We start from the raw sequence: 19968 nt of genomic DNA, 5'->3' as shown, positions 1-19968 counted from the left end.
GCCAGCCGAAGGCAATGGGCGAACGTCATGAATTTACGTCCTGAACTATGCCGCGCCGCGCGTGGGCTGCTGAATTGGACGCAGGATCAGCTCGCTGCCACCGCCGGCGTTTCGCGCAGCACCGTCCGCGATTTCGAGCGCGAGCGTCACGAGCTTCAGCGCGCCTCGGAAGCCCTGGTCCTCGCGGCTTTCGAGCAGGCCGGCGTCCGCTTTCTTCCGGACGGTCGCGAAGGGCCGGGAGTGCGGCTGTGCCGGACCTCGGGGCGCGGTTGAGGTTGAGGTCGGGGTCGCTGGGCAGGTAGCGCCGAAGGTCGGGCTGCACGGGTTGCCGCGGTCATCGGTCGCAGCGCCGGGGTGGCATGGCTGCAGGCCTCAGGCGAGAAGGCTTCAGGCCAGGGGCGCCGTCCCCGAAATGCCGCCATCAACGCGCAGGAGGCGCAGCCAGCGCGGCTTGCCGCGCGGATCGAGCCAGCCGATGCGCTGGCCCGCCGAGAGCCCGAGCAGGGCAGTGCCGACCTGGCTCAGCACCGAAACCAGGCCGACTGCGGCGCTGCTGCGCCCGGCGACGAGCACGATGTCGCGCACCGCACCGCTGCGTTCCTCGAGATATTGCCCGCCGATGTTCAGCCGCAGGCAGTCCTGCGGTGCCAGCGCGGCTTCGACCACCTGGGCCCGGTGCAGTTCGTCGGCGAGCCTGGTCGCGGCGGTGTAACGGCCGCTCGCCATGGCCTTTTCGATGAGGCCCGAGAGGATTGCGAGGTCCTCATGCGTGATGATGATCTGTGGAAGCGGGGTCACCTTTGCCTTTCATCGGGCCTGCGGGTCCATTTTGGGAACAAATGATGCGGGCGGGCCGTGGTGAGGGCCCGCCCGTGCGTCATGGCTGCATTCGGCTCGGAACGCCGTCAGCGCCCGAGCTTCTTGACGGGCAGCGGCTGCTTGCTGAGTTCGGCGATCGATGACGCCGTCTGGGCAGCGGGCTTCTGCTGCTTCGGCTTCTTGGCTTCGCGGTTGCCTTTGCGCTTGTTGCTCATGGTCCTGGTTTCCTGATGGCGCGCAGCCGCGGGCGGCGCGCATCTCGGCGCGGCCGCAAGAAGGGCGGGCTGCAGAATGAAAGGGCTTGGCCCGGTAGGGCGGCAGCGACCGAGCGCCCGGCATGTGCCGGTCGCCTGTCATGCCTGCGGGCGATGCTGGATCTCCCTGGCTCGTCGCTCGGGGCCGAAGGCCGCCGCGCCGAACCAGGGCTAGGGGCGTGCGAGGCGCGAAGCTGTGCAGAAGACCCCGGCTGGGGGATGATTTCCGATCATGGCAAAGCCAGCATCGGCCGAAAGTATTAGGAAGTCAAATATCGCCAGATGCGGCCCAAAGAATCGAATTCAATGGAAATAATATTTTCCGAGAAATCTGATTTTGGTGCCTTTTTTAGTCGATAAGAAAATAAATTACCCTGTAAAATTCAGGTATTGCTTACGAGGTTTGCTGCAGAGGCGCGCGGTCGTCGTGCGCTCCGACGGGCCGTATCGCTGTCCGGACGCTGTGGCCTGCCGCAACGAGGATTGGCCGGACGGGATTGCCCCTGTCCGGCCAGTCTTCTTCGGGCCGATGCTCTCACATGGCGCCGGATCGCCCTTCCGCGTCCGCCGGGACGCTCGGTGTCTTAGTCGGCCAGAGCCGGTTCGGCCGCGCGCTTGGCGACGTCCGGCGTGGCCGCGAAGCTCAGCGCACGGTCGCCGGCCTCGTCGCGGATCCGCGTCGGCAGGCCCATCCGGTCGAGCAGGCCGAGGAACGGCCGCGGTGGCAGCTCCTCGACGTTGAGCATGCCGCGCACATCCCACTCGCCGCTGGCGATCAGCATTGCGGCGGCGACCGCCGGCACGCCGGCAGTGTAGGAGATGCCCTGGCTGCCGACCTCGGCATAGGCCTCCTCGTGGTCGGCGACGTTGTAGATGAAGACCTCGCGCGCCTTGCCGTCCTTCTTGCCCTTCACCAGGTCGCCGATACAGGTCTTGCCGGTGTAGTTCGGCGCCAGCGAGGACGGGTCGGGCAGCACGGCCTTGACCACCTTGAGCGGCACGATCTCCTGGCCCTCGGCGGTGCGGATCGGCTGCTCGGAGAGCAGGCCGAGATTGTTCAGAACGGTGAAGACCGTGATGTAGCGCTCGCCGAAGCCCATCCAGAAGCGGATGTCCGGCACGTCGAGATTGCGCGACAGCGAATGGATCTCGTCATGGCCGGTCAGGTAGGTCGGGCGCGTGCCGACGACGGGCAGGTCCCAGTCCTTGCGGACCTCGAACATCTTGTTCGAGGTCCATTGGCGGTTCTGCCAGGACCAGACCGTGCCGGTGAACTCGCGGAAATTGATCTCCGGATCGAAGTTCGTCGCGAAATAGCGGCCATGGTCGCCGCCATTGACGTCGATGATGTCGATCGAGTCGATCTTGTCGAAATACTCGTCCTTGGCGAGCCGCGCATAGGCGTTGACCACGCCGGGGTCGAAGCCGGCGCCGAGAATGGCGGTGATGCCGGCCTTGGCGCATTCCTCACGGCGCTTCCACTCGTAATTGCCGTACCAGGGCGGCGTCTCGCAGATCTTCAGCGGATCCTCGTGGATCGCGGTGTCGATATAGGCGACGCCGGTCTGGATGCAGGCCGAAAGCACCGACATGTTCAGGAAGGCCGAGCCGACATTGATCACGATCCCGGCCCGGGTCTTGGCGATCAGCGCCTTGGTCGCCTCGATGTCGAGTGCGTCGAGCTGATGGGCCGCGATCTCGCCCTTGGTCTTGAGCGTGCCCTTCTGCTTGACCGAAGCGACGATCGCCTCGCATTTCGCCAGGGTGCGCGAGGCGATATGGATGTCGCCGAGCACGTCGTTGTTCTGGGCGCATTTATGGGCCACCACCTGGCCTACGCCGCCGCCGCCGATGATCAGGACATTCTTCTTCTGCATTTCGGGCCTGAGCCTCCTTTGTTCGTGTTGTCTGTGGCGTTGCGTGGCGGGCCTCAGGAGAGGCTCGCCTTGAAGTCGTCGAAGGTGAAGTCGCGAACCTTGCGGATGCTGCCGTCGAGCTCACGCACCGCGATCGCCGGCATCTGGACGCCGTTGAACCAGTTCTTCTTCACCATGGTGTAGCCGGCGGCATCCTGGATCGAGATCCGGTCGCCGGGCTTGAGCGCCTGCTCGAAATGGAACTCGCCGAAAATGTCGCCGGCGAGGCAGGATTTGCCGCAGATCATGCTGCGATGCGGGCCGGCATCGGGCGCGATCTTGGCGGTCTGCCGGTAGATCAGCAGATCGAGCATATGCGCCTCGATCGAGCTGTCGACGATCGCGAGATGCTTGCCGTTGAAGAGCGTGTCGAGCACCGTGACCTCGAGTGTGGTGCTCTTGGTGACCGCCGCCTCGCCGGGCTCGAGATAGACCTGCACGCCATAGCGCTGCGAGAAGCTCTTCAGCCGGTCGCAGAAGGCGTCGAGCGCATAGCCCTCGGCGGTGAAGTGGATGCCGCCGCCCAGGCTCACCCAGTTGACCTGCTTGAGCAATCCGCCGAATTTCTCCTCGATCTGGGTCAGGATCGCGTCGAAGCGGGCGAAATCGGCATTCTCGCAGTTATTGTGGATCATGAAGCCGTCGAGCCGGCCGATGATCGCCGCGACCTTTTCGACGTCCCATTCGCCGAGACGGCTGAACGGCCGGGCCGGGTCCGCGAGGTCGAAGCCCGAGGCGCTGATCTGCGGATTGAGCCGCAGGCCACGGCTCGTCGCGGCGGTCTTGTCGGCGAAGCGCTCGAACTGGCTGATCGAGTTGAAGATGATCTTGTCCGAGTTGGCGAGTACCTCGTCGATCTCGTGGTCGGCATAGGCGACGCTGTAGGCATGGGTCTCGCCGCCGAAGGTCTCGCGGCCGAGCCTGACCTCGTTGAGCGAGGAGGAGGTGGTGCCGTCCATGTATTCGCGCATCAGGTCGAACACTGACCAGGTCGCGAAGCACTTCAATGCCAGCAGCACCTTGGCGCCCGACTGCGTGCGGACGCGCTCGATCGTCCGCAGATTGCGCAGCAAGCCTGCCTTGTCGATCAGGTAGTAAGGGGTCTGGATCATCGATGCGTCGTGCCTGTCGAAAGCGGTGCGGCCGCCGGGCCGCCGTGATACGCGCCGTCGTTGCAGCGCCCGGCACGGCGCGGAGCGCCGGGGGAGATGCGATTGCGCAAAGGGTATGCGGTTCGTGGCCGCCTGCGGAAAAGGCGGCCGGGCGATAGCGGCATCGACTCTGCGAACGCCGCTTCCGCGCGCTAGATCAGTGCTTTCGCGCTGTTGTTCCGGCTCTTCTTCTCGGCGTGGCGCCTTGCGGCGGCGTGCGCCGCGAGGCCGGCGCGACTACCGATACAGGTCGCCTCGGTCAGCGCCGTCAAGGCGCTTGCCGCAAAGGTTTCTTCCTTTTGGGAGGCGTTCAGTAAAACTGAGCCCATCCTCAATTGGAAGGGGGCGTCGTGAGACATTCCATCCTCTCCAACCAGCAGATGTAGCCTGCATCGGGCAAGGCGCCATCTTATAGCGCCGTGCACGGAAAAATCAACCGCGGCGCGCTTCTGGCCGTTTTCAGGCTGACTCGCCGGGTATGCGGTCACGCCGAATGGTCCGGTATGACTGCATTCTGCCTTGTCATTTCGTGTCGGGCGAATGTTCCTCGATAGACTTGAGAAAAGCTTGCCGGTTACTGCTTTTCGGCCTTAGGGGGCGCTCCGGTCCCGGGAGCCCGCTTGGTTCAGTCTGCCGGTTTCGTGCCGCCGAGGCCGATGCGCGCCTGGGCCGCCAGGATGAGGGCCTTCAGCTCGGTTTCGTCGACCAGCCCGGCTGCGTCCTCGACGGAGAACCAGGAGCGCCGGCGCTGGCGCTTCTCCGGCCAGCGCTGGAGTTCCGCCAGGACGTCGAGGGGGAACACCTCGACCCGGCACAGCACGGATGTGCCGCGCCGCCGGCGCTTGCGGTAATGATAGGAGCCGAGGGCGGCGGCATCGGCCTGCCCGATCAGCCCGGCTTCCTCATAAGCTTCGCGCGCCGCTGCTTCGCGGGCCGTCTTGCCGCGCATCGGCCAGCCCTTTGGGAGGACCCAGCGGCCGGTATCGCGCGAGGTGATCAGCATGACATCGAGGCTTCCCGTCTGCGAGAGGCGATGGGGGAGCGCAGCATACTGGATGCGGATAGGTTCTCCGGGCTCTCGGCCGTCATTGGCGGCATTGGTCGCCTCGTCAGCGATCTTCCGTCCGAAAACGGTGCGATCGGCAATCCGCACGTCCTTGTCCTCCTGGGTTCGAAAAAATCCGCTGGCCGGTTGAATAGGGAAGCCGCGCCGGCTGTGTCTCCGGCGGCGGGAGGCGTCAGGTGCTTGCGCCGGTCCTGCTGTCAGGCGCGCGCCTTGTCGGGACCGGCGGTCTGCTCCGCCGTCAGGCGCAGGAGCTCGCTCGCTTCCTCGGGAGTGGCGACGTCGCGCAAGCCCTGAAGCAGGCGCGGCTCGCGCAGCATCTTGCAGAACTTGGAAAGCGTGCTCAGAAAGTCGTCCATCGCCTCGGCCGGCCAGATCACGGCGAGCACGAGGTCGACAGGGTCGCCATCCGCCGCGCCGAAATCGACCGGCTGCTCCAGGCGCATCAGGGCGATCCTCGGTGCGGCCAGCGTGTTCGAGCGCGCATGCGGCAGCGCGACGCCACGGCCCAGGCCGGTCGAGCCGAGCTGCTCACGCGCCAGAAGCGCCTGGAGCACCGCCTTGCGGCAAGCATCCTCGCCCGGGCAGAGCAGCTCCGATGCCGCCTCAATGGCGGCTTGCTTGTTCACGGCGGACAGGTCGAGCGCGATGTCTTCTGTCCGGAGGAATGTTGCGATGTTCACTGCCGTTTCCATGGGGGCGACCCTCGCCCGTGAAGGGCGGACTATACGCATTTTCGCCGAAAAAGGCGCCGCGTGCTCGGATTGCTGACAAAAATGCCTGGCCGTCGGGCGAGGCCGTGATATTCGCCTCAGGGCTGGGCGCTTGCAGGACGATGTCTCGTCCCGTGGATACCGTATAGCCGAAAATTGATCATGGCGCGCTAGGATTAGTATGGTTGACTGGGAAGTCAAGCGCGGTACCGCCTTTCGTCGAGTTCGCGGATTTTCCTGAGACCCGGGCGCTCGCTGTCGGGAAGACATGAGCTTGTCGGCTAGTGGCCAGATTGGGTCATCTGAGCTGGTGGGGGATGCTTCCATCGGCAATGGAGTGTCTTCACGCAGCATTACGGATAAAGGGCGCGGTAGCGCCGGCTGCGCCGCGCTTCCGCTCGGCGGATGCGGCCTCGTGGCCCGGCCTGCGACGCCCTGTCGTGTTGGGAGAAACAATCATCTTTGATATATATTAAATGCCCTTGACGATTCCGGCCTGCCTGTGCGGCATTGTTGTCGGACCGGCGCGGATCGGGTTCGTGGACTCGATGTCGCAGATTGTATCGACATGCGTGTAGCGAGCCGAAGGACGATCGCCGATGATCTCCCAGTTGACGATTCCGGAAAGACGGCTGGCGCTCACCATCCTGGTCGCGCTGGCGCTGGGCGGCCTTCTTCTCACCATTGCCGGTCAGGGCGACCCGATCGGTGTGCACGGCCTGATGTTCCTGATCGCCGGGGCCGGGGGCGCCTTCCTGGTCATAGCTGGCTATCTAGCGCCTGAGCCGGGCCCCGAGCGGCTACAGCATTATTATGACGAGCCGACCAAGTTCGGGATCATCATGGCGATGATCTGGGCCGTGATCGGCCTGTTCGTCGGCGACTGGGTCGCCTGGCTCCTGGTCTATCCCGAGCTGACCTTCGATGCCGGCTGGGCGAGCTTCGGCCGCATCCGGCCGATCCACACCACCGGCGTGATCTTCGGCTTCGGCGGCAATGCGCTGATCGCGACGTCCTTCTACGTCGTTCAGCGCACCTCGCGGGCGCGGCTGCCTGACCAGCTCAGCCCCTGGTTCGTGCTGCTGGGCTACAATCTCTTCTGCCTGATCGCCGTCAGCGGCTACATGATGGGCATCACCCAGTCGAAGGAATATGCCGAGCCGGAATGGTATGCTGATATCTGGCTGGTGATCGTCTGGGTCACCTATTTCATCCTCTATGTCAGGACGCTCGCCCGCCGCAAGGAGCCGCATATCTACGTCTCCAACTGGTATTACATGGCGTTCATCCTGGTCGTGGCGATCCTCCATATCGTCAACAACCTCGCCATGCCGATCTCGCTCGGCCAGGCGAAGAGCTATTCCGCCTTCTCCGGCGTCCAGGATGCGATGACGCAATGGTGGTACGGCCACAACGCCGTCGCCTTCTTCCTGACGGCCGGCTTCCTCGGCATGATGTATTACTATCTGCCGAAGCGCGCCGACCGGCCGATCTACTCCTACCGGATGTCGATCATCAGTTTCTGGGGCATCACCTTCTTCTATATGTGGGCCGGCTCGCACCACCTGCACTACACAGCGCTGCCGCAATGGGTTCAGAGTCTGGGCGTGACCTTCTCGGTGATGTTGCTCGTCCCGTCCTGGGCCTCGGCGGGTAACGCGCTGCTGACCCTGAACGGCGCCTGGGACCGGGTGCGCGACGACGCGACCTTGCGCTTCATGATGGTCGCCGCCGTGTTCTACGGCCTCTCGACCTTCGAAGGCTCGTTCATGGCGATCCGCCAGGTCAACGCGCTCTCGCACTACACCGACTGGACGGTCGGCCATGTCCATGCCGGCGCGCTCGGCTGGGTCGCGATGATCACCTTCGGCGCGATCTACGCCACCGTGCCCTGGCTCTGGAAGCGCAAGGCGATGTATTCGGCCGGGCTGGTCGAGGTGCATTTCTGGCTCGCCCTCGCCGGCACCGTCATCTACGTCTTCTCGATGTGGAATTCCGGCATCATCCAGGGGTTGATGTGGCGGACCTATAATGAAAGCGGCACGCTGGCCTATTCCTTCCTCGACTCGCTCGTGGCGATGCGGCCCTACTACATCGCCCGCGCGATCGGCGGCCTGCTCTTCCTGATCGGCGCGCTCGTCGGCTGCTACAATATCTGGATGACGATCCGGGCGGCCCATCTGCATGATCCGGCCGCGGACAGTTCGGTGCCGGTTCCGGCCCCGGCCCTTCAGCCCGGGGAGTGAGGCGATGTTTGGTCTGCACTATCGTCTCGAACGCAAGACGCTCGGCTTCGTGCTGGCGGTGATCGGCGTCGCCAGCATTGGCGGCCTCGTCGAGATCGCGCCGCTCTTCACCATCAACCAGACGGTCGAGGACGCGCCCGATATGCGCGTCTACACGCCGCTGGAGGTGGCCGGCCGCAACATCTACATCCGCGAGGGCTGCTATGCCTGCCATTCGCAGATGATCCGGACCCTGCGCGACGAGGTCGAGCGCTACGGGCCCTATTCGCTCGCCGTCGAGTCCAAATACGACCATCCGATGCTCTGGGGATCGAAGCGCACCGGACCGGACCTCGCCCGCAATGGCGGCAAGTATTCGGACGCCTGGCATGTCGCGCATCTCAACAATCCGCGCGATGTGGTCCCCGTCTCGATCATGCCGGCCTATTCATGGTTCCTGCGCACGCCGCTGCGGACCGACGATCTCGGCAAGCACCTGCGTTCGCTGCGCGCCGTCGGCGTGCCCTATACCGACGAGATGATCGCCAACGCCCCGGCCGACGCCTACGGCCAGGCCGCGCCGGACTCGCCTTTCGCCGAGGGCGTGACCAAGCGCTATGGCGAGGCGACCACGGTGCGTGCCTTCGATGGCAAGCCCAATGAACTCACCGAGATGGACGCGATGGTCGCCTATCTCCAGATTCTCGGTCGCCTGACCGACGCAGCCCACAAGCCGGCCGTCGCGATGGAAGCCGAACCGGCAGCGGCCAAGTCGGCAGCGGCCAAGTCGGCGGAAGCCAAGCCCTCAGGAGGCAAGCCATGAGCCTCGCCCATGAAACGACCGTCTGGTTCTCGAAATCCTACGGGTTGTTCTACCTGATCGGTCTCTCGATCGCCGTCCTAGTCTACACCTATTGGCCGTCGAACAAGCAGCATTTCGACAAGGCCGCCGATTCCATCCTGCGCGACGAGGACCGGCCATGGCGGTAGAGGAACGCGATCCTCACAGCGGCTTCATGACCACCGGTCATGAATGGAGCGGCATCAAGGAGCTGAACACGCCGGTCCCCCGGGCCGTGTACTTCTTCCTGATTGCGACCTTCGTCTTTTCGCTTGGCTATTGGCTCTTGATGCCGACCTGGCCGACCGGCGCAAGCTTCACCAAGGGCCTGCTCGGCGCCGATGATCGCAAGAGCATCGCGCGCTCGCTGGAACAGGCCGAGCAGGCGCGCGCCTGGAGCAAGAAGATCGAGAGCGCCGACTTCGCCGCGATCCAGGCCGATCCGGCCCTGATGACGATCGTGCGCCAGAGCGGGCGCGCCCTGTTCGGCGATAATTGCGCGGTCTGCCATGGCGTCGACGCCAAGGGCAGCAAGGGGTTCCCCGATCTTACGGCCGCCTCGACCCTCTGGGGTGGCACGCCCGAGGCGCTGATGGAGACGATCCGGGTCGGGATCAATTCCGGCCATGGCGAGAGCCGCAGCGCCCAGATGCTCGCCTTCGGCCGCGACGGCATGATCCCGCGCGCCGATGTCGAGAACGTCACGGCCTTCGTCCAGTCGCTATCGGCGGCGCCGGGCAGCATCGACAAGGCCAGGGTCGAGGCCGGCAAGGCGATCTATGCCGCCAACTGTGCCGCCTGCCATGGCGATGAGGGCAAGGGCAATGCCGAGCTCGGCGCACCGGACCTGACCGACAAGGCCTGGATCTATGGCGGCGACACGCAGTCGATCTTCAACTCGGTCTGGCATGGCCGGCAGGGCCAGATGCCGGCCTGGGAGAACCGGCTGTCGCCGGTCGATCGCAAGATCCTGGCGCTCTACCTCGCCGACCTCAGGAAACCGGGGCCATGAGCGAGATCGCGACCAGCCAGCGGGTCCGGCGCGGCAGGCTCGCCATCGGCCTGGCGATCGGCGGTGGCCTGCTGCTGCTCGCCGGCGCCAACTGGCATCTCGTCCATGTCGCGATCTCGTCCCAGCCCGATTGCGTGCCCCATCTCCGGCAGGGCGAAGGCGAGGGCCGGCCGGGCGCCTACAGCGCCGCCCGCTCGGCCTGTCAGTCGAGGTGAGCGCAGTGACGCCTGGAGCATTTTCGAGCGAAGTCGGCATCAGCCCGCAGCGAGGCGAACCATGATCATCCCGGCAGTCGTCCCTCCGCTCCCGCGCGAGAACAAATGGAGCCGCGGCCTGCCGGCCTCTGCCGCCCTGGATTGGCTGCGGGCCGGCTGGCAGGATATCGTCGACAACCCGGTGCCGAGCTTGAGCTACGGGCTCCTGGTCTTCCTGGTCTCGCTCGCCGTCGTCGCCTGCTTCTTTTCCTTCGGCTGGGACTACATCCTGTTCCCGGCCCTGGCCGGGTTCATGGTCGTCGGCCCGCTCTTCGCCATCGGGCTCTATGAGAAGAGCCGCCGCCATGCGAAGGGCGAGCGCATCGGTCTCGGCCGCATGCTCTTCGTCAAGCCGGCCTCGGGTGGGCAGGTGCTGTTCACCGGTGTCCTGCTCTGCCTGCTGATGCTGCTCTGGATGCGGGCGGCGGTGCTGATCTACGCGCTGTTCTTCGGCCTGCGTCCGTTCCCCGGGCTCGACCATATCGCCGCGATGCTGTTCACGACACCGATCGGGCTCGCCATGCTGCTGGTCGGAGGCGCCGTGGGTGGCCTGTTCGCCGCCTTTTCCTTCGCGATCAGCGTCTTTTCCGTCCCGATGCAGCTCGACAAACGGGTCGACGCGCTGACGGCTATGGGCAAGAGCACCGCGCTGGTCTGGAACAATCTGCCGGTAATGCTGGCCTGGGGTGCGCTGGTGCTCGGTCTGTTCCTGCTCAGCCTGGCAACGGGCCTGCTCGGCCTGATCGTCGTGTTCCCGCTTCTGGGGCATGGCACCTGGTACGCCTATCGCGCCATCGCCGCCGAGGCTGACGCGAGCTGACGGGATGGGGCGCGCCGCCTTTCGGCGGCCGGCCTGCCGTTTCGGAGTCGATGATGAGTTGCTGTGCGCCCGGCGCCGACAGCCCGACGGTGGATCACCGGCTGACCGCCGACGAGATCATGCTGGCCAGCCGCGAGGTCGGCGGCGGGGCGCGCCAGACCGATCTTTCCGTCCCCGGCATCCATTGCGGCGGCTGCATCGCCACGATCGAAAAGGCGCTTTCGGCGCTGCCGGGCATTGAGCGGGCCAGGGTCAACCTCTCGACCAAGCGGGTCGTGATCCGCTGGCGCGGCGACGTGCCGCCGGCCCTCGCCGAGACGCTGGTCGCCGTGGGCTATGACGCGCATCTCGCTGATTTCGCCGAGTCCGGCACAGATGCGGCGCTCTCCGAGCTGATCCGATCGCTCGCGGTCGCCGGCTTCGCCGCTAGCAACATCATGCTGCTCTCGGTCTCCGTCTGGTCCGGCGCCGAGCCGGCGACGCGCGACCTGTTCCACTGGATCTCGGCGCTGATCGCCCTGCCGGCGCTGGCCTATTCCGGCCGCGTCTTCTTCCGCTCCGCCTGGGGCGCCCTGCGCAAGGGCCGCACCAATATGGACGTGCCGATCTCGATCGGCGTCTCGCTCGCCTTCGCGCTCAGCCTCTATGAGACGGTGCATGGTGGCCCGCACGCCTATTTCGATGCCGCGATCTCGCTGCTCTTCTTCCTGCTGATCGGCCGCACGCTGGACCATGTCATGCGCGAGCGGGCCCGCACCGCGGTCAAGGGCCTGGCGCGGCTCGCGGCCCGCGGCGCCCTCGTTATCGGCGCGGACGGCAGCGGGACCTATCTGCCGGTCGCCGAGATCGAGCCGGGCATGACGATCCTGCTCGCCGCCGGCGAGCGGGTGCCGGTCGATGCCCGCGTGCTCGAAGGTGCTTCGGAACTCGACTGCTCGCTGGTTTCGGGCGAGAGCCTGCCGCAGCCCGCAAGAGTTGGACAGGCGCTGCAGGCCGGCACGCTCAATCTGACGCGCCCACTCACGATCACTGCGACCGCGGCGGCGCGTGATTCCTTCTTGGCCGAGATGATGCGGATGATGGAGGCGGCCGAGGAGGGGCGCTCGCTTTATCGGCGCATCGCCGATCGGGCGGCGCGGCTCTATGCGCCGGTGATCCATCTCACCGCCTTCCTGACCTTCCTCGGCTGGATGGCGGCGACCGGAGACGCCCATCGCGCAATCACTGTCGCCATCGCCGTGCTGATCGTCACCTGCCCCTGCGCGCTCGGCCTGGCCGTGCCGATGGTCCAGATCATGGCGGCGCGGCGGCTGTTCGAGAAGGGCATCATGGTCCGCGATGGTGCGGCTATGGAGCGCCTCGCCGAGATCGACCACGTCGCCTTCGACAAGACGGGCACGCTGACCGAGGGCAATCCGCGCCTGCTTGATGCGCAGGCCCATGACTCTAACGCCCTGACATTGGCGGCAGCGCTCGCTGCCCATTCTCGCCATCCCTATTCGCGCGCCCTGATCGCTGCAGCGGCCGGGCTCGGGCGCCCTGCTGACGGCACCGTCTTCTCCGAGGTTGCCGAGCAGCCCGGGGCTGGGCTCGAGGCGCAGGCCGGCGGCTCGCTCTATCGCCTCGGGCGGCCGGAATGGGCGCTCGGCTCCGCCGCCGCGCCGGAGGCTGTGGGGAGCGAAGCCCGCGTCGTGCTGAGCCGGGATGGAAAGGCACTGGCGAGCTTCGACTTCGACGACCGGCTCAGGGCCGATGCGCGCGAGGCGATAGCGGCGCTCTCGACCGCCGGGCTCGCGATCGAGATCCTCTCCGGCGATCGCGAGGAGCCGGTGCGCCGGCTCGCTGCCGCCCTTGGCCTGCCGCATGGTGCAAGAATCTCGCCCGGCGGCAAGCTGGCCCATATCGAGGCCGCCGCAGCCAGCGGGCACAAGGTGCTGATGGTCGGCGACGGGCTCAACGATGCGCCGGCGCTGGCCCGCGCCCATGCTTCGATGGCGCCGGCGACGGCGGCCGATATCGGCCGCAACGCCGCCGATTTCGTCTTCCTGCGCGAGAGCCTGCTCGCCGTGCCGCAGGCGCTCGCCGTGGCGCGCGAGGCGGGCAGGCTCGTGCGGCAGAACCTCTTTCTCGCGGTCGCCTATAATGCGATCGCGATTCCGATCGCGGTGCTCGGCTATGTCACGCCGCTGGTCGCGGCGGTGACGATGTCGCTGTCCTCGCTGCTGGTGATAGGCAACGCACTGCGCCTGGGACGGCACGCCGCCAGCGGGCTCGCCAAAACGCCGCTGGCGCGGAAGCCGGCGGGAGCGCCCGCCATGGCCTTGCGATGATGGATTTCTTCTACCTGATCCCGATCGCCATCGGGCTCGGTGTCGTCGGGCTCGGTGCCTTCATGTGGTCGCTGCGCAGCGGTCAATACGAGGATCTGGACGGTGCGGCGGCACGGATCCTGCTCGAGGACGAGGCACTTCCACCGGCGGAAACGATCTCCGGCGAGGGCAGCGCTGCGGATGGCGCTGCGCCGGAGGCGGATTCTATCTCAGGCCCGCGCCCGCCCGAAGCGCCTCCTCGGCCTCGTTGAGGCGCAGGGCCAGCGGCATCGCCGCGGCGGCGGTGGTCGCAGGTTCGAGGGCGCGCAGGACGAGCGCGCCGACATGCTCGGAAAGTTCCGACAGGCTCGCGGCCGCGTGAAAGGGCAGGACCTCCAAGGCCGCTTCCATGAAGACCTCGCAGGCATCCCGGACATGCTGCGGCTGCAGAGCCGGGAAGCTCTGATGCAGCGCGACGATGCCGCCGCCGTGATCACCGGTCTGTTCGAGCAGCGCGCCCAGAAAGTGAGCGAAGTCCCGCTCGAACTCTTCCCAGCGATTGCCGATGACCCGGTCGAGCCCGCTGCGAAGCCCGGCATGACGGCGCAGGCGCTCGCTCAGCGACTGGACGATCTCGTGCAGGATCTCGTCATCGACGAAGATCGACGGGTCCAGCACCAGCGCTGCCATGCCGGGTATCCTCTGCCTGCGAATGGTCCTGACGCCGCCAGTGGCGAATAAGATTCATTTATAATAGATCTTATCCATCGTGGCTACCACGTCCCTCGGTTGGTCGGCACGGCTGTCCTTTGCTTGAGGAGGCGATCCAGCTTCGTCAGGACGCGGCCTGGGCAGCCCGCCGCCGCGCCGGCTTGGCCGCTATAGGCTGCGCCGGTGCCGCGAGGCCGAAATCCTCAGGCTTCAGCACGAGGTCGGCCAGCGTATAGCGATCCAGCGTCGTGACGAAGGCGGCGAGTGCCTCGCCGAGCACGCCACGCAGCCGGCAGCGTGGCGTCACGAGACAGCGATTATCCGCGCCGAAACATTCGACCAGGGCGAAGTCCGGCTCGGTCACGCGCAGCACTGCCCCTATGCCGATCTCGCCGGGTGGCCTCGCCAGCGTCAGGCCGCCGGTGCGCCCGCGGATCGATTTGAGGAAGCCGGCATGCACCAGAAGATTCGCGACCTTCATCAGATGCGCGCGGGAAATCCCATAGACGGCGGCCGTTTCCTCGATCGTCACCAGCGTCCCGTCCCGGGTCGCCGCATACATCAGGACGCGCAGGGAATAGTCGGAAAAGTTTGTCAGGCGCATTGCGGCTTCCGGCGTTGTCGCGGGCGGCACTCGGTTCTCGGCGGAAGATGTAGCGCTGTGGCATCTTTCGCAACCGCCTTGCGACACTCCGCCCGCTGGCCGCTGGGGTCCAACAGCGCGCGGTCAGGCTCGCCGGCCTCGCTTTCTAGGCCGTCGCGGGCGCGCCGGCCCGGGCTGGCAGGTGCAGCGCTTTGTCTCCGATGTTGAGCCCGATCTGCAGGCTGTCGGCGACGCGGCGCGCCCGCCCGATGAAGAGCGCGGCGGCAGGGCCGGCGCAATGCGTGTTGACGACCCTTTCGAACAGCGCGAGCCAGCGCTCGAAATGCTCCGTCCGCAATCCGAGGCCGAAATGTGCAGTGTGCGGCTTGCCGGCATAGCGCCCGCTCATCAGCGTCAGCGAGGACCAGAAATCGACCAGGGTTGCGAGATGTGCGTCCCAGCCATCACCGATGCGCTCCTCGAAGATCGGACCGAGCAGTGCGTCCTGCCTGACGAGGCCATAGAAATCGTGCACGACCCGTTCGATCAGAGCCTCGGAGACTTGCTGCGGCAGGGGCGGGGCCAAGAAGGGATCTCTTTTAAGATTCATTTGAGATGATGCTTATAGCCATTTGGGGGCCGTCTGTAAATCCTATGGGCGCTCAGCTGGCCGGACCCGGCAGTTGCGACCTTGCGTCGAGGTGACAGGAGCGGCGTGCAACAATATACAGTCAATCATCCGTATTGCCTTACCTGTCATCCGAACCCCGATGCGAAGCCGATGGTCGACTGGACGCCGGATCTGACGCGCAGCGACAAGCCGCGCTATCTCGCCATCGCCGAGGCGATCGCCGAGGATATCGGCAATGGCCGGCTTGCCGCCGGCGATCGCCTGCCGCCCCAGCGCCAGCTGGCGGCGCGTCTTGCGATGGATTTCACCACCGTGGCGCGTGGCTATGTCGAAGCCCAGCGCCGCGGCCTGGTAGCTTCGCGCGTCGGCCAGGGCACCTTCGTCAAGGCGCCTGCCCAGGCGCGCCGGGCGGTGCCGGAGCTGGTCGATCTCTCGATGAACCTGCCGCCGGAGCCCGAGGATCCGGCCCTGATCGCCCGGATGCGCGCAGCACTGGTCGAGGTCGGGGGCGATCTGGTCTCGCTGCTGCGCTATCAGGGCTTTGGCGGTTCGCGCTCCGACAAGGCGGCCGCCGCCCTCTGGCTCGCTCGGCGCGGACTCACCCCTGGGTTCGAGCGTCTGTTCGTCGTGCCGGGCGCCCATTCGGCCTTGCTCGGCATCCTCAATGTGGTGGCGCGGCCGGGCGATGTCGTGCTCACGGAAGCGCTGACCTATCCCGGAATCCGGGCGATCGCGGCCCAGCTCGGAATCCGCTTGCTCGGCCTCGCCATGGACGGCGACGGCATCGTGCCCGCCGCCTTCGCCGACGCCTGCGAGAAATTCCGGCCGAAGGCGCTCTGTCTCAACCCTGTCCTGCACAATCCGACGACGCTGACGGTGCCGCAGGCACGCCGTGTCGAACTTGTTGCGATCGCCCGCCAGCATGGCGTCGCGATCATCGAGGACGATGCCTATGGCTTCGTTCCGGCCGCGCCGCCGCCGCCTTTCGCCGCGCTGGCGCCGGAACTGAGCTGGCATGTCGCGGGCCTGTCGAAATGCATCGGCGCGGGCTTGCGCATCGCCTATGTCGTGGCGCCCGATGCGCGCTCCGGCTGGCCCTTTGCAGCGGCCCTGCGCGCTGCGAGCGTCATGGCCTCGCCGCTGACGGCGGCGATCGCGACGCGCTGGATCGAGGACGGTACCGCCGACGCGATCCTGCGCTTCGTCCGGACCGAAGCCAGCGCCCGCCAGCGGCTTGCCGCGCAGATCCTGGCTCCGGGCAGCTATCGGGCCGATCCGCTGAGCTTCAATCTCTGGCTTGAACTGCCCGCGCCCTGGACCCGCTCGGCCTTCGCCGGCCATATGCAGGCGACCGGGATCGGCATCGCCGCCAGCGACGTCTTCGCCGCCGACGGTCATCCGCCGGAGGCGGTGCGGATCTGTCTGGGCGGGCCGCAAAGTCGCGGCGCCATCCGCAGCGCCCTGGAATTTATGGCGCATGCCCTGGAGAAACCGCCGGAGCTGAGCACGAGTGTGTTGTGAGCGCTGAGGCATAGGGTCGCAAGCCCGGCTGATGACAGGATTGAGTGCATACAATGATCGCAATGACTGCTATGAAGCATTTATGACCGATCAGGACGACCGGAACGCCCCGGAGGCGAAGATGACACCCCGCGTTTGGCCCAAATTATCGCCATACAAGACCGGCATGCGTGGGCGCTGCCCGCGCTGCGGCGAGGGCAAGCTGTTCGACGGCTTCCTGACGCTGAAGCCGCGCTGCGAGGCCTGCGGGCTGGACTACAGCTTCGCCGACCCGGCCGACGGGCCGGCCTTCTTTGTCATGATGTTCGTCTGCATCCCGGCGCTGTCCTTCGCGCTCTGGCTCGAGCTCGCCTATGAGCCCCCCGGCTGGGTCCATCTGATCACGACACTGCCGATCGTCCTGTTGACCTGCATCCCGCCGCTGCGGCCGCTGAAGGGCTGGCTCGTCGCCTCGCAATTCTTCTTCAAGGCCGAGGAGGGCCGGCTGGCCAAGCCGCGTCCCGCCAAGGCGCCTGCGCCCGAGACGGCGCCGCACTGAAACCCGGGCGGCGCCTGCCTCATTTCCGCAGCGAGGCGATGATCTCGAGCGCGCGCTGCACGTCGTCGCTGCTGACGTCGAGATGGGTGATCATCCGGACCAGGCTTGGCCCGAAAGCGCCCGCGCCGAGCCCTTTCGTCTTGGCTGCCGTCACGAAATCGACCGCGCTATAGCCGGCGCCGGCGACATCGAAGAAGACGATATTGGTCTCGATCCGGTCGTCGGCGAGCCGGATCCCCGGCAGTTGCGCCAGCCCGGCCGCGAGCGTCCTGGCATTGGCGTGGTCCTCCGCCAGCCGTGCGACATGATGGTCGAGGGCGTGGAGCCCGGCGGCGGCGAGGAAGCCGGCTTGCCGCATCGCCCCGCCGAGCCGCTGCTTCAGGCGCCAGGCCTCCCGGATGAAGTCGCGCGGACCGGCGAGGACGGCGCCGACCGGACCGCCGAGGCCCTTGGTCAGGTCGACCCAGGCGGAATCGAAGGTCTCGGCATAGTCGCGCGCACTGACGCCGGAGGCGACGACCGCGTTGAAGAGTCTCGCGCCGTCGAGATGGGTGACGAGGCCGCCGGCCTTCGCTGTCGCCGTGACCTGCCGCACGGTTTCGAGCGGCCAGATCGAGCCGCCGCCGAAATTCGAGGTCTGCTCGACGCAGAGCAGCCGCGGGCGCGGCCTGTAGCGGCTTTCGGGCTGGATCGCGCCGGTGACATCGGCGGCGCTGAAAATACCGCGCTTGCCGGGAAGTCCCTTGAGCATCACACCGGCCAGTGCGGCCGGGCCGCCGCCTTCCGAATTGATGATGTGGCTGGACTGATCGCAGATCACCTCGTCGCCCGGCCGGCAATGCACGGCGAGCGCGATCTGGTTGCACATCGTGCCGGAGGGCAGCAGTACCGCATCCTCCTGCCCGAGCATGTCGGCGACGCGCTCGCAGAGCCGGGTCACAGTCGGGTCCTCGCCTTTCTGTTCGTCGCCGACCTCGGCCGCCATCATCGCCGCGCGCATCGCCGGCGTCGGCCTGGTCTTGGTGTCGCTGAAGAAGTCGAGAAAGGCATTGGGCATGGCTTCGGTCTCTGTCGGGGGGCAGGGCGCGCGGGCGGCGGCGGCTCGCCACGGCCGCCCGAGCCTCGATACAGCCGGAGGGATCAGCGCCGGTTCAGCAAGATCATCTTCTCCTGCGTCATGTCGCGCATGGTGTAGGGGATGCCGCCGGTGCCGTAGCCGGATTCGCGCCGTCCGGCGAAGGGCATCCAGTCGGTGCGGAAGGTGGTGGGGTCGTTGATCATCACCGCCGAGGCATCGAGCCGCTCGGCGGCATGCAGGGCGATGTCGATGTCCTGCGCGAAGATGCTGGCCTGGAAAGCGACCGACAGGCCGTTCGCCCGGGCGATGGCGTCGTCCAGTTTCGCATAGGGATAGATGCTGACCACCGGTCCGAAGATCTCGAGTTGCGAAACCTTGGCGTCGATGGGGGGGGCGAGCAGCACGGTCGGCTCCAGCGTCGTCTCCGACAGCCGCTTGCCGCCGGTCGCGAGCTTCGCGCCGCCCTTGACGGCCTCCTCGATCCAGGCGGCGACGCGGTCGGCCTCGCGCGGCTGGATCAATGGACCGACTTCGGTGTCCTTCAGCACGGGGTCGCCGGTGCGCAGCGCGTCGACGCGTGCGACCAGCCGCTCGCTGAAAGCATCGACGATCTCGCGATGGACGAAGATGCGCTGCGTCGACACGCAGACCTGCCCGGCATGGTAATAGCCGCCCTTCACCAGCGGCTCGATGATCTTGTCGAGATCGGCGCTGCGGTCGACGATCGCCGGCGCCGCGCCGCCATGCTCCAGCGCCGAGCGGGCGCCATGCGCCAGTTTCGCATGCAGATACCAGCCGACCTTGGCCGAGCCGATGAAGCTGAGGAAGGCGATGCGCCTGTCGGTGGCGAGCTTTTCCGCCAGCTCCGTGCTTTCCGGAATGAAGCTCTGGCACCAGGCTTCCGGCAGCCCGGCCTCGTGCACCAAAGCGACGAAGTCGCGGCAGCTGAGCGGCGTCGTTCCCGCCGGCTTGACGATCACCGGACAGCCGGTCGCGATCGCCGGGACGACCTGGTGGACGATCAGGTTGAGCGGGTGGTTGAAGGCCGAGATCGCCGCGACGATGCCGATCGGCTCCTTGGTGGTGAAGGCCCAGCGATTGGCCGCGGCAGGCGACAGCCCCATCGGGATTTCCCGGCCGGCGAAGTTGCGCAGCTCCTCGACGGCGTTGTGGATGCCGTCGATGGCGCGGGTCGTCTCGACGATGGCATCGGCGAGCGGCTTGCCGCCTTCACGCGCGATCTGGCGGGCGAAATGCTCGCGCTTGCCCTCCAGCAGGCCGGCGAGCCGCCGCAGGATCGCCATCCGCTGATGCGGCTTCAGCCAGCCATCGCGATCCCGAAACACCTCTTCTGCAGCCTGGAGCTTGGCCTCGAGCGCCGCCGCATCGTCGGTGGCGATCTCCTCGATGGGCGCCCGGTCGAAAGCCTGGACCACTTTCAGCATGGGATACTCCTTCTATCTATCGGTTCCCTTGCCACAGCCCTCATCCAGAGGAGCCGCGAAGCGGCATCTCGAAGGATGGTCCAG

23 protein-coding genes are annotated in these 19968 nt (G+C 66.6%); 11 read left to right on the top strand and 12 right to left on the bottom strand.

Going from position 1 to position 19968, the window contains the following annotated elements:
- The first annotated feature begins 27 nt into the window (after positions 1-27).
- A complete protein-coding gene (locus ACWGRX_RS18800) occupies positions 28-273 on the top strand; it encodes a helix-turn-helix transcriptional regulator (RefSeq protein ID WP_291635157.1) in 246 nt (81 codons plus the stop codon).
- 114 nt (positions 274-387) lie between these two features.
- Here ACWGRX_RS18800 and ACWGRX_RS18795 read toward each other — a convergent pair whose 3' ends face one another.
- The 7 genes from ACWGRX_RS18795 to ACWGRX_RS18765 all read right to left on the bottom strand — a co-directional run bounded on the left by ACWGRX_RS18795 (position 388) and on the right by ACWGRX_RS18765 (position 5886).
- Positions 388-798, bottom strand: a complete 411-nt coding sequence (locus ACWGRX_RS18795) for a GreA/GreB family elongation factor (RefSeq protein ID WP_291635159.1) — start codon at positions 796-798, stop codon at positions 388-390.
- A gap of 107 nt (positions 799-905) precedes the next feature.
- Positions 906-1034: a hypothetical protein gene (locus ACWGRX_RS18790; protein ID WP_291635160.1), complete on the bottom strand. Its 129-nt coding sequence runs from the start codon at positions 1032-1034 to the stop codon at positions 906-908.
- 623 nt (positions 1035-1657) lie between these two features.
- Positions 1658-2950: a saccharopine dehydrogenase family protein gene (locus tag ACWGRX_RS18785; protein WP_452118781.1), complete on the bottom strand. Its 1293-nt coding sequence runs from the start codon at positions 2948-2950 to the stop codon at positions 1658-1660.
- Between the two features lie 53 nt (positions 2951-3003).
- Entirely contained in the window at positions 3004-4101 is a 1098-nt protein-coding gene (locus ACWGRX_RS18780) for a carboxynorspermidine decarboxylase (protein ID WP_452118780.1), read from the bottom strand.
- A 191-nt stretch (positions 4102-4292) separates the two neighbouring features.
- Positions 4293-4628: a hypothetical protein gene (locus ACWGRX_RS18775; RefSeq protein WP_452118779.1), complete on the bottom strand. Its 336-nt coding sequence runs from the start codon at positions 4626-4628 to the stop codon at positions 4293-4295.
- Positions 4629-4765: 137 nt separating this feature from the next.
- The gene (locus ACWGRX_RS18770; RefSeq protein WP_452118778.1) at positions 4766-5293 is read right to left on the bottom strand and encodes an NUDIX hydrolase; all 528 of its coding nucleotides are present in this window, start codon (positions 5291-5293) and stop codon (positions 4766-4768) included.
- A 110-nt stretch (positions 5294-5403) separates the two neighbouring features.
- On the bottom strand, positions 5404-5886 hold the full coding sequence (locus ACWGRX_RS18765) for a PTS sugar transporter subunit IIA (protein ID WP_452118777.1): 483 nt from the start codon (positions 5884-5886) through the stop codon (positions 5404-5406).
- A 629-nt stretch (positions 5887-6515) separates the two neighbouring features.
- On the opposite strand from ACWGRX_RS18765, the gene ccoN reads away from it, so the two are divergent.
- The 8 genes from ccoN (at position 6516) to ccoS (ending at position 13649) form a co-directional block, all read left to right on the top strand.
- Positions 6516-8162 carry a cytochrome-c oxidase, cbb3-type subunit I gene (gene ccoN, locus ACWGRX_RS18760; RefSeq protein WP_291647664.1) on the top strand — a complete coding sequence of 549 codons (1647 nt, stop codon included), beginning with the start codon at positions 6516-6518 and terminating at the stop codon, positions 8160-8162.
- A gap of 4 nt (positions 8163-8166) precedes the next feature.
- Positions 8167-8964 carry a cytochrome-c oxidase, cbb3-type subunit II gene (gene ccoO / locus ACWGRX_RS18755; protein ID WP_452118776.1) on the top strand — a complete coding sequence of 266 codons (798 nt, stop codon included), beginning with the start codon at positions 8167-8169 and terminating at the stop codon, positions 8962-8964.
- Complete coding sequence (locus ACWGRX_RS18750) at positions 8961-9131, top strand: cbb3-type cytochrome c oxidase subunit 3 (protein ID WP_291635172.1); 171 nt, start codon at positions 8961-8963, stop codon at positions 9129-9131. The genes ccoO and ACWGRX_RS18750 overlap by 4 nt, the downstream gene beginning before the upstream one ends.
- The gene (gene ccoP, locus ACWGRX_RS18745) at positions 9122-9994 is read left to right on the top strand and encodes a cytochrome-c oxidase, cbb3-type subunit III (protein ID WP_452118775.1); all 873 of its coding nucleotides are present in this window, start codon (positions 9122-9124) and stop codon (positions 9992-9994) included. Before ACWGRX_RS18750 ends, ccoP begins: the two co-directional genes overlap by 10 nt.
- On the top strand, positions 9991-10209 hold the full coding sequence (locus ACWGRX_RS18740; RefSeq protein ID WP_291635176.1) for a hypothetical protein: 219 nt from the start codon (positions 9991-9993) through the stop codon (positions 10207-10209). The genes ccoP and ACWGRX_RS18740 overlap by 4 nt, the downstream gene beginning before the upstream one ends.
- Before the next feature lie 61 nt (positions 10210-10270).
- On the top strand, positions 10271-11068 hold the full coding sequence (locus ACWGRX_RS18735) for a DUF2189 domain-containing protein (protein ID WP_291635178.1): 798 nt from the start codon (positions 10271-10273) through the stop codon (positions 11066-11068).
- Between the two features lie 53 nt (positions 11069-11121).
- Complete coding sequence (locus ACWGRX_RS18730; RefSeq protein WP_452118774.1) at positions 11122-13398, top strand: heavy metal translocating P-type ATPase; 2277 nt, start codon at positions 11122-11124, stop codon at positions 13396-13398.
- Positions 13395-13649: a cbb3-type cytochrome oxidase assembly protein CcoS gene (gene ccoS / locus ACWGRX_RS18725; protein WP_452118773.1), complete on the top strand. Its 255-nt coding sequence runs from the start codon at positions 13395-13397 to the stop codon at positions 13647-13649. The genes ACWGRX_RS18730 and ccoS overlap by 4 nt, the downstream gene beginning before the upstream one ends.
- Here ccoS and ACWGRX_RS18720 read toward each other — a convergent pair.
- The 3 genes from ACWGRX_RS18720 to ACWGRX_RS18710 all read right to left on the bottom strand — a co-directional run bounded on the left by ACWGRX_RS18720 (position 13603) and on the right by ACWGRX_RS18710 (position 15257).
- Positions 13603-14067, bottom strand: a complete 465-nt coding sequence (locus tag ACWGRX_RS18720; protein ID WP_452118772.1) for a hypothetical protein — start codon at positions 14065-14067, stop codon at positions 13603-13605. The genes ccoS and ACWGRX_RS18720 overlap by 47 nt on opposite strands.
- A 145-nt stretch (positions 14068-14212) precedes the next feature.
- Positions 14213-14692 (bottom strand): RrF2 family transcriptional regulator, encoded by a 480-nt coding sequence (locus ACWGRX_RS18715; protein ID WP_452118771.1) that lies wholly within the window; start codon positions 14690-14692, stop codon positions 14213-14215.
- Between the two features lie 145 nt (positions 14693-14837).
- Positions 14838-15257 carry a group III truncated hemoglobin gene (locus ACWGRX_RS18710; RefSeq protein ID WP_452118770.1) on the bottom strand — a complete coding sequence of 140 codons (420 nt, stop codon included), beginning with the start codon at positions 15255-15257 and terminating at the stop codon, positions 14838-14840.
- 195 nt (positions 15258-15452) lie between these two features.
- On the opposite strand from ACWGRX_RS18710, the gene ACWGRX_RS18705 reads away from it, so the two are divergent.
- Positions 15453-16823, top strand: a complete 1371-nt coding sequence (locus ACWGRX_RS18705) for an aminotransferase-like domain-containing protein (protein WP_452118824.1) — start codon at positions 15453-15455, stop codon at positions 16821-16823.
- A gap of 121 nt (positions 16824-16944) precedes the next feature.
- Complete coding sequence (locus tag ACWGRX_RS18700; RefSeq protein WP_452118769.1) at positions 16945-17361, top strand: DUF983 domain-containing protein; 417 nt, start codon at positions 16945-16947, stop codon at positions 17359-17361.
- Between the two features lie 19 nt (positions 17362-17380).
- Here the strand turns inward: ACWGRX_RS18700 and ACWGRX_RS18695 are convergent, their stop codons facing one another.
- Both ACWGRX_RS18695 and ACWGRX_RS18690 read right to left on the bottom strand, forming a co-directional pair.
- Entirely contained in the window at positions 17381-18418 is a 1038-nt protein-coding gene (locus ACWGRX_RS18695; protein ID WP_452118768.1) for a threonine aldolase family protein, read from the bottom strand.
- An 83-nt stretch (positions 18419-18501) separates the two neighbouring features.
- On the bottom strand, positions 18502-19884 hold the full coding sequence (locus ACWGRX_RS18690) for an aldehyde dehydrogenase family protein (protein WP_452118767.1): 1383 nt from the start codon (positions 19882-19884) through the stop codon (positions 18502-18504).
- Positions 19885-19968 lie beyond the last annotated feature (84 nt).

This window comes from Allobosea sp. NPDC055594, assembly GCF_053618995.1.
Note: the sequence above shows the minus strand (reverse complement) of the source record. Positions and strands in the feature narration are given on the sequence as shown.

Excerpts from the sequence above, each read along its gene's own strand:
- ACWGRX_RS18705 (WP_452118824.1), top strand. The coding sequence starts at position 15,453 with ATGGTCGACTGGACGCCGGATCTGACGCGCAGCGACAAGCCGCGCTAT.
- ACWGRX_RS18735 (WP_291635178.1), top strand. The coding sequence starts at position 10,271 with ATGATCATCCCGGCAGTCGTCCCTCCGCTCCCGCGCGAGAACAAATGG.
- ACWGRX_RS18720 (WP_452118772.1), bottom strand. The coding sequence starts at position 14,067 with ATGGCAGCGCTGGTGCTGGACCCGTCGATCTTCGTCGATGACGAGATC.
- ACWGRX_RS18750 (WP_291635172.1), top strand. The coding sequence starts at position 8,961 with ATGAGCCTCGCCCATGAAACGACCGTCTGGTTCTCGAAATCCTACGGG.
- ACWGRX_RS18695 (WP_452118768.1), bottom strand. The coding sequence starts at position 18,418 with ATGCCCAATGCCTTTCTCGACTTCTTCAGCGACACCAAGACCAGGCCG.
- ACWGRX_RS18790 (WP_291635160.1), bottom strand. The coding sequence starts at position 1,034 with ATGAGCAACAAGCGCAAAGGCAACCGCGAAGCCAAGAAGCCGAAGCAG.
- ccoN (WP_291647664.1), top strand. The coding sequence starts at position 6,516 with ATGATCTCCCAGTTGACGATTCCGGAAAGACGGCTGGCGCTCACCATC.
- ccoO (WP_452118776.1), top strand. The coding sequence starts at position 8,167 with ATGTTTGGTCTGCACTATCGTCTCGAACGCAAGACGCTCGGCTTCGTG.
- ACWGRX_RS18700 (WP_452118769.1), top strand. The coding sequence starts at position 16,945 with ATGACACCCCGCGTTTGGCCCAAATTATCGCCATACAAGACCGGCATG.
- ACWGRX_RS18690 (WP_452118767.1), bottom strand. The coding sequence starts at position 19,884 with ATGCTGAAAGTGGTCCAGGCTTTCGACCGGGCGCCCATCGAGGAGATC.
- ccoP (WP_452118775.1), top strand. The coding sequence starts at position 9,122 with ATGGCGGTAGAGGAACGCGATCCTCACAGCGGCTTCATGACCACCGGT.
- ACWGRX_RS18740 (WP_291635176.1), top strand. The coding sequence starts at position 9,991 with ATGAGCGAGATCGCGACCAGCCAGCGGGTCCGGCGCGGCAGGCTCGCC.
- ACWGRX_RS18715 (WP_452118771.1), bottom strand. The coding sequence starts at position 14,692 with ATGCGCCTGACAAACTTTTCCGACTATTCCCTGCGCGTCCTGATGTAT.
- ccoS (WP_452118773.1), top strand. The coding sequence starts at position 13,395 with ATGATGGATTTCTTCTACCTGATCCCGATCGCCATCGGGCTCGGTGTC.
- ACWGRX_RS18730 (WP_452118774.1), top strand. The coding sequence starts at position 11,122 with ATGAGTTGCTGTGCGCCCGGCGCCGACAGCCCGACGGTGGATCACCGG.
- ACWGRX_RS18800 (WP_291635157.1), top strand. The coding sequence starts at position 28 with ATGAATTTACGTCCTGAACTATGCCGCGCCGCGCGTGGGCTGCTGAAT.
- ACWGRX_RS18785 (WP_452118781.1), bottom strand. The coding sequence starts at position 2,950 with ATGCAGAAGAAGAATGTCCTGATCATCGGCGGCGGCGGCGTAGGCCAG.
- ACWGRX_RS18780 (WP_452118780.1), bottom strand. The coding sequence starts at position 4,101 with ATGATCCAGACCCCTTACTACCTGATCGACAAGGCAGGCTTGCTGCGC.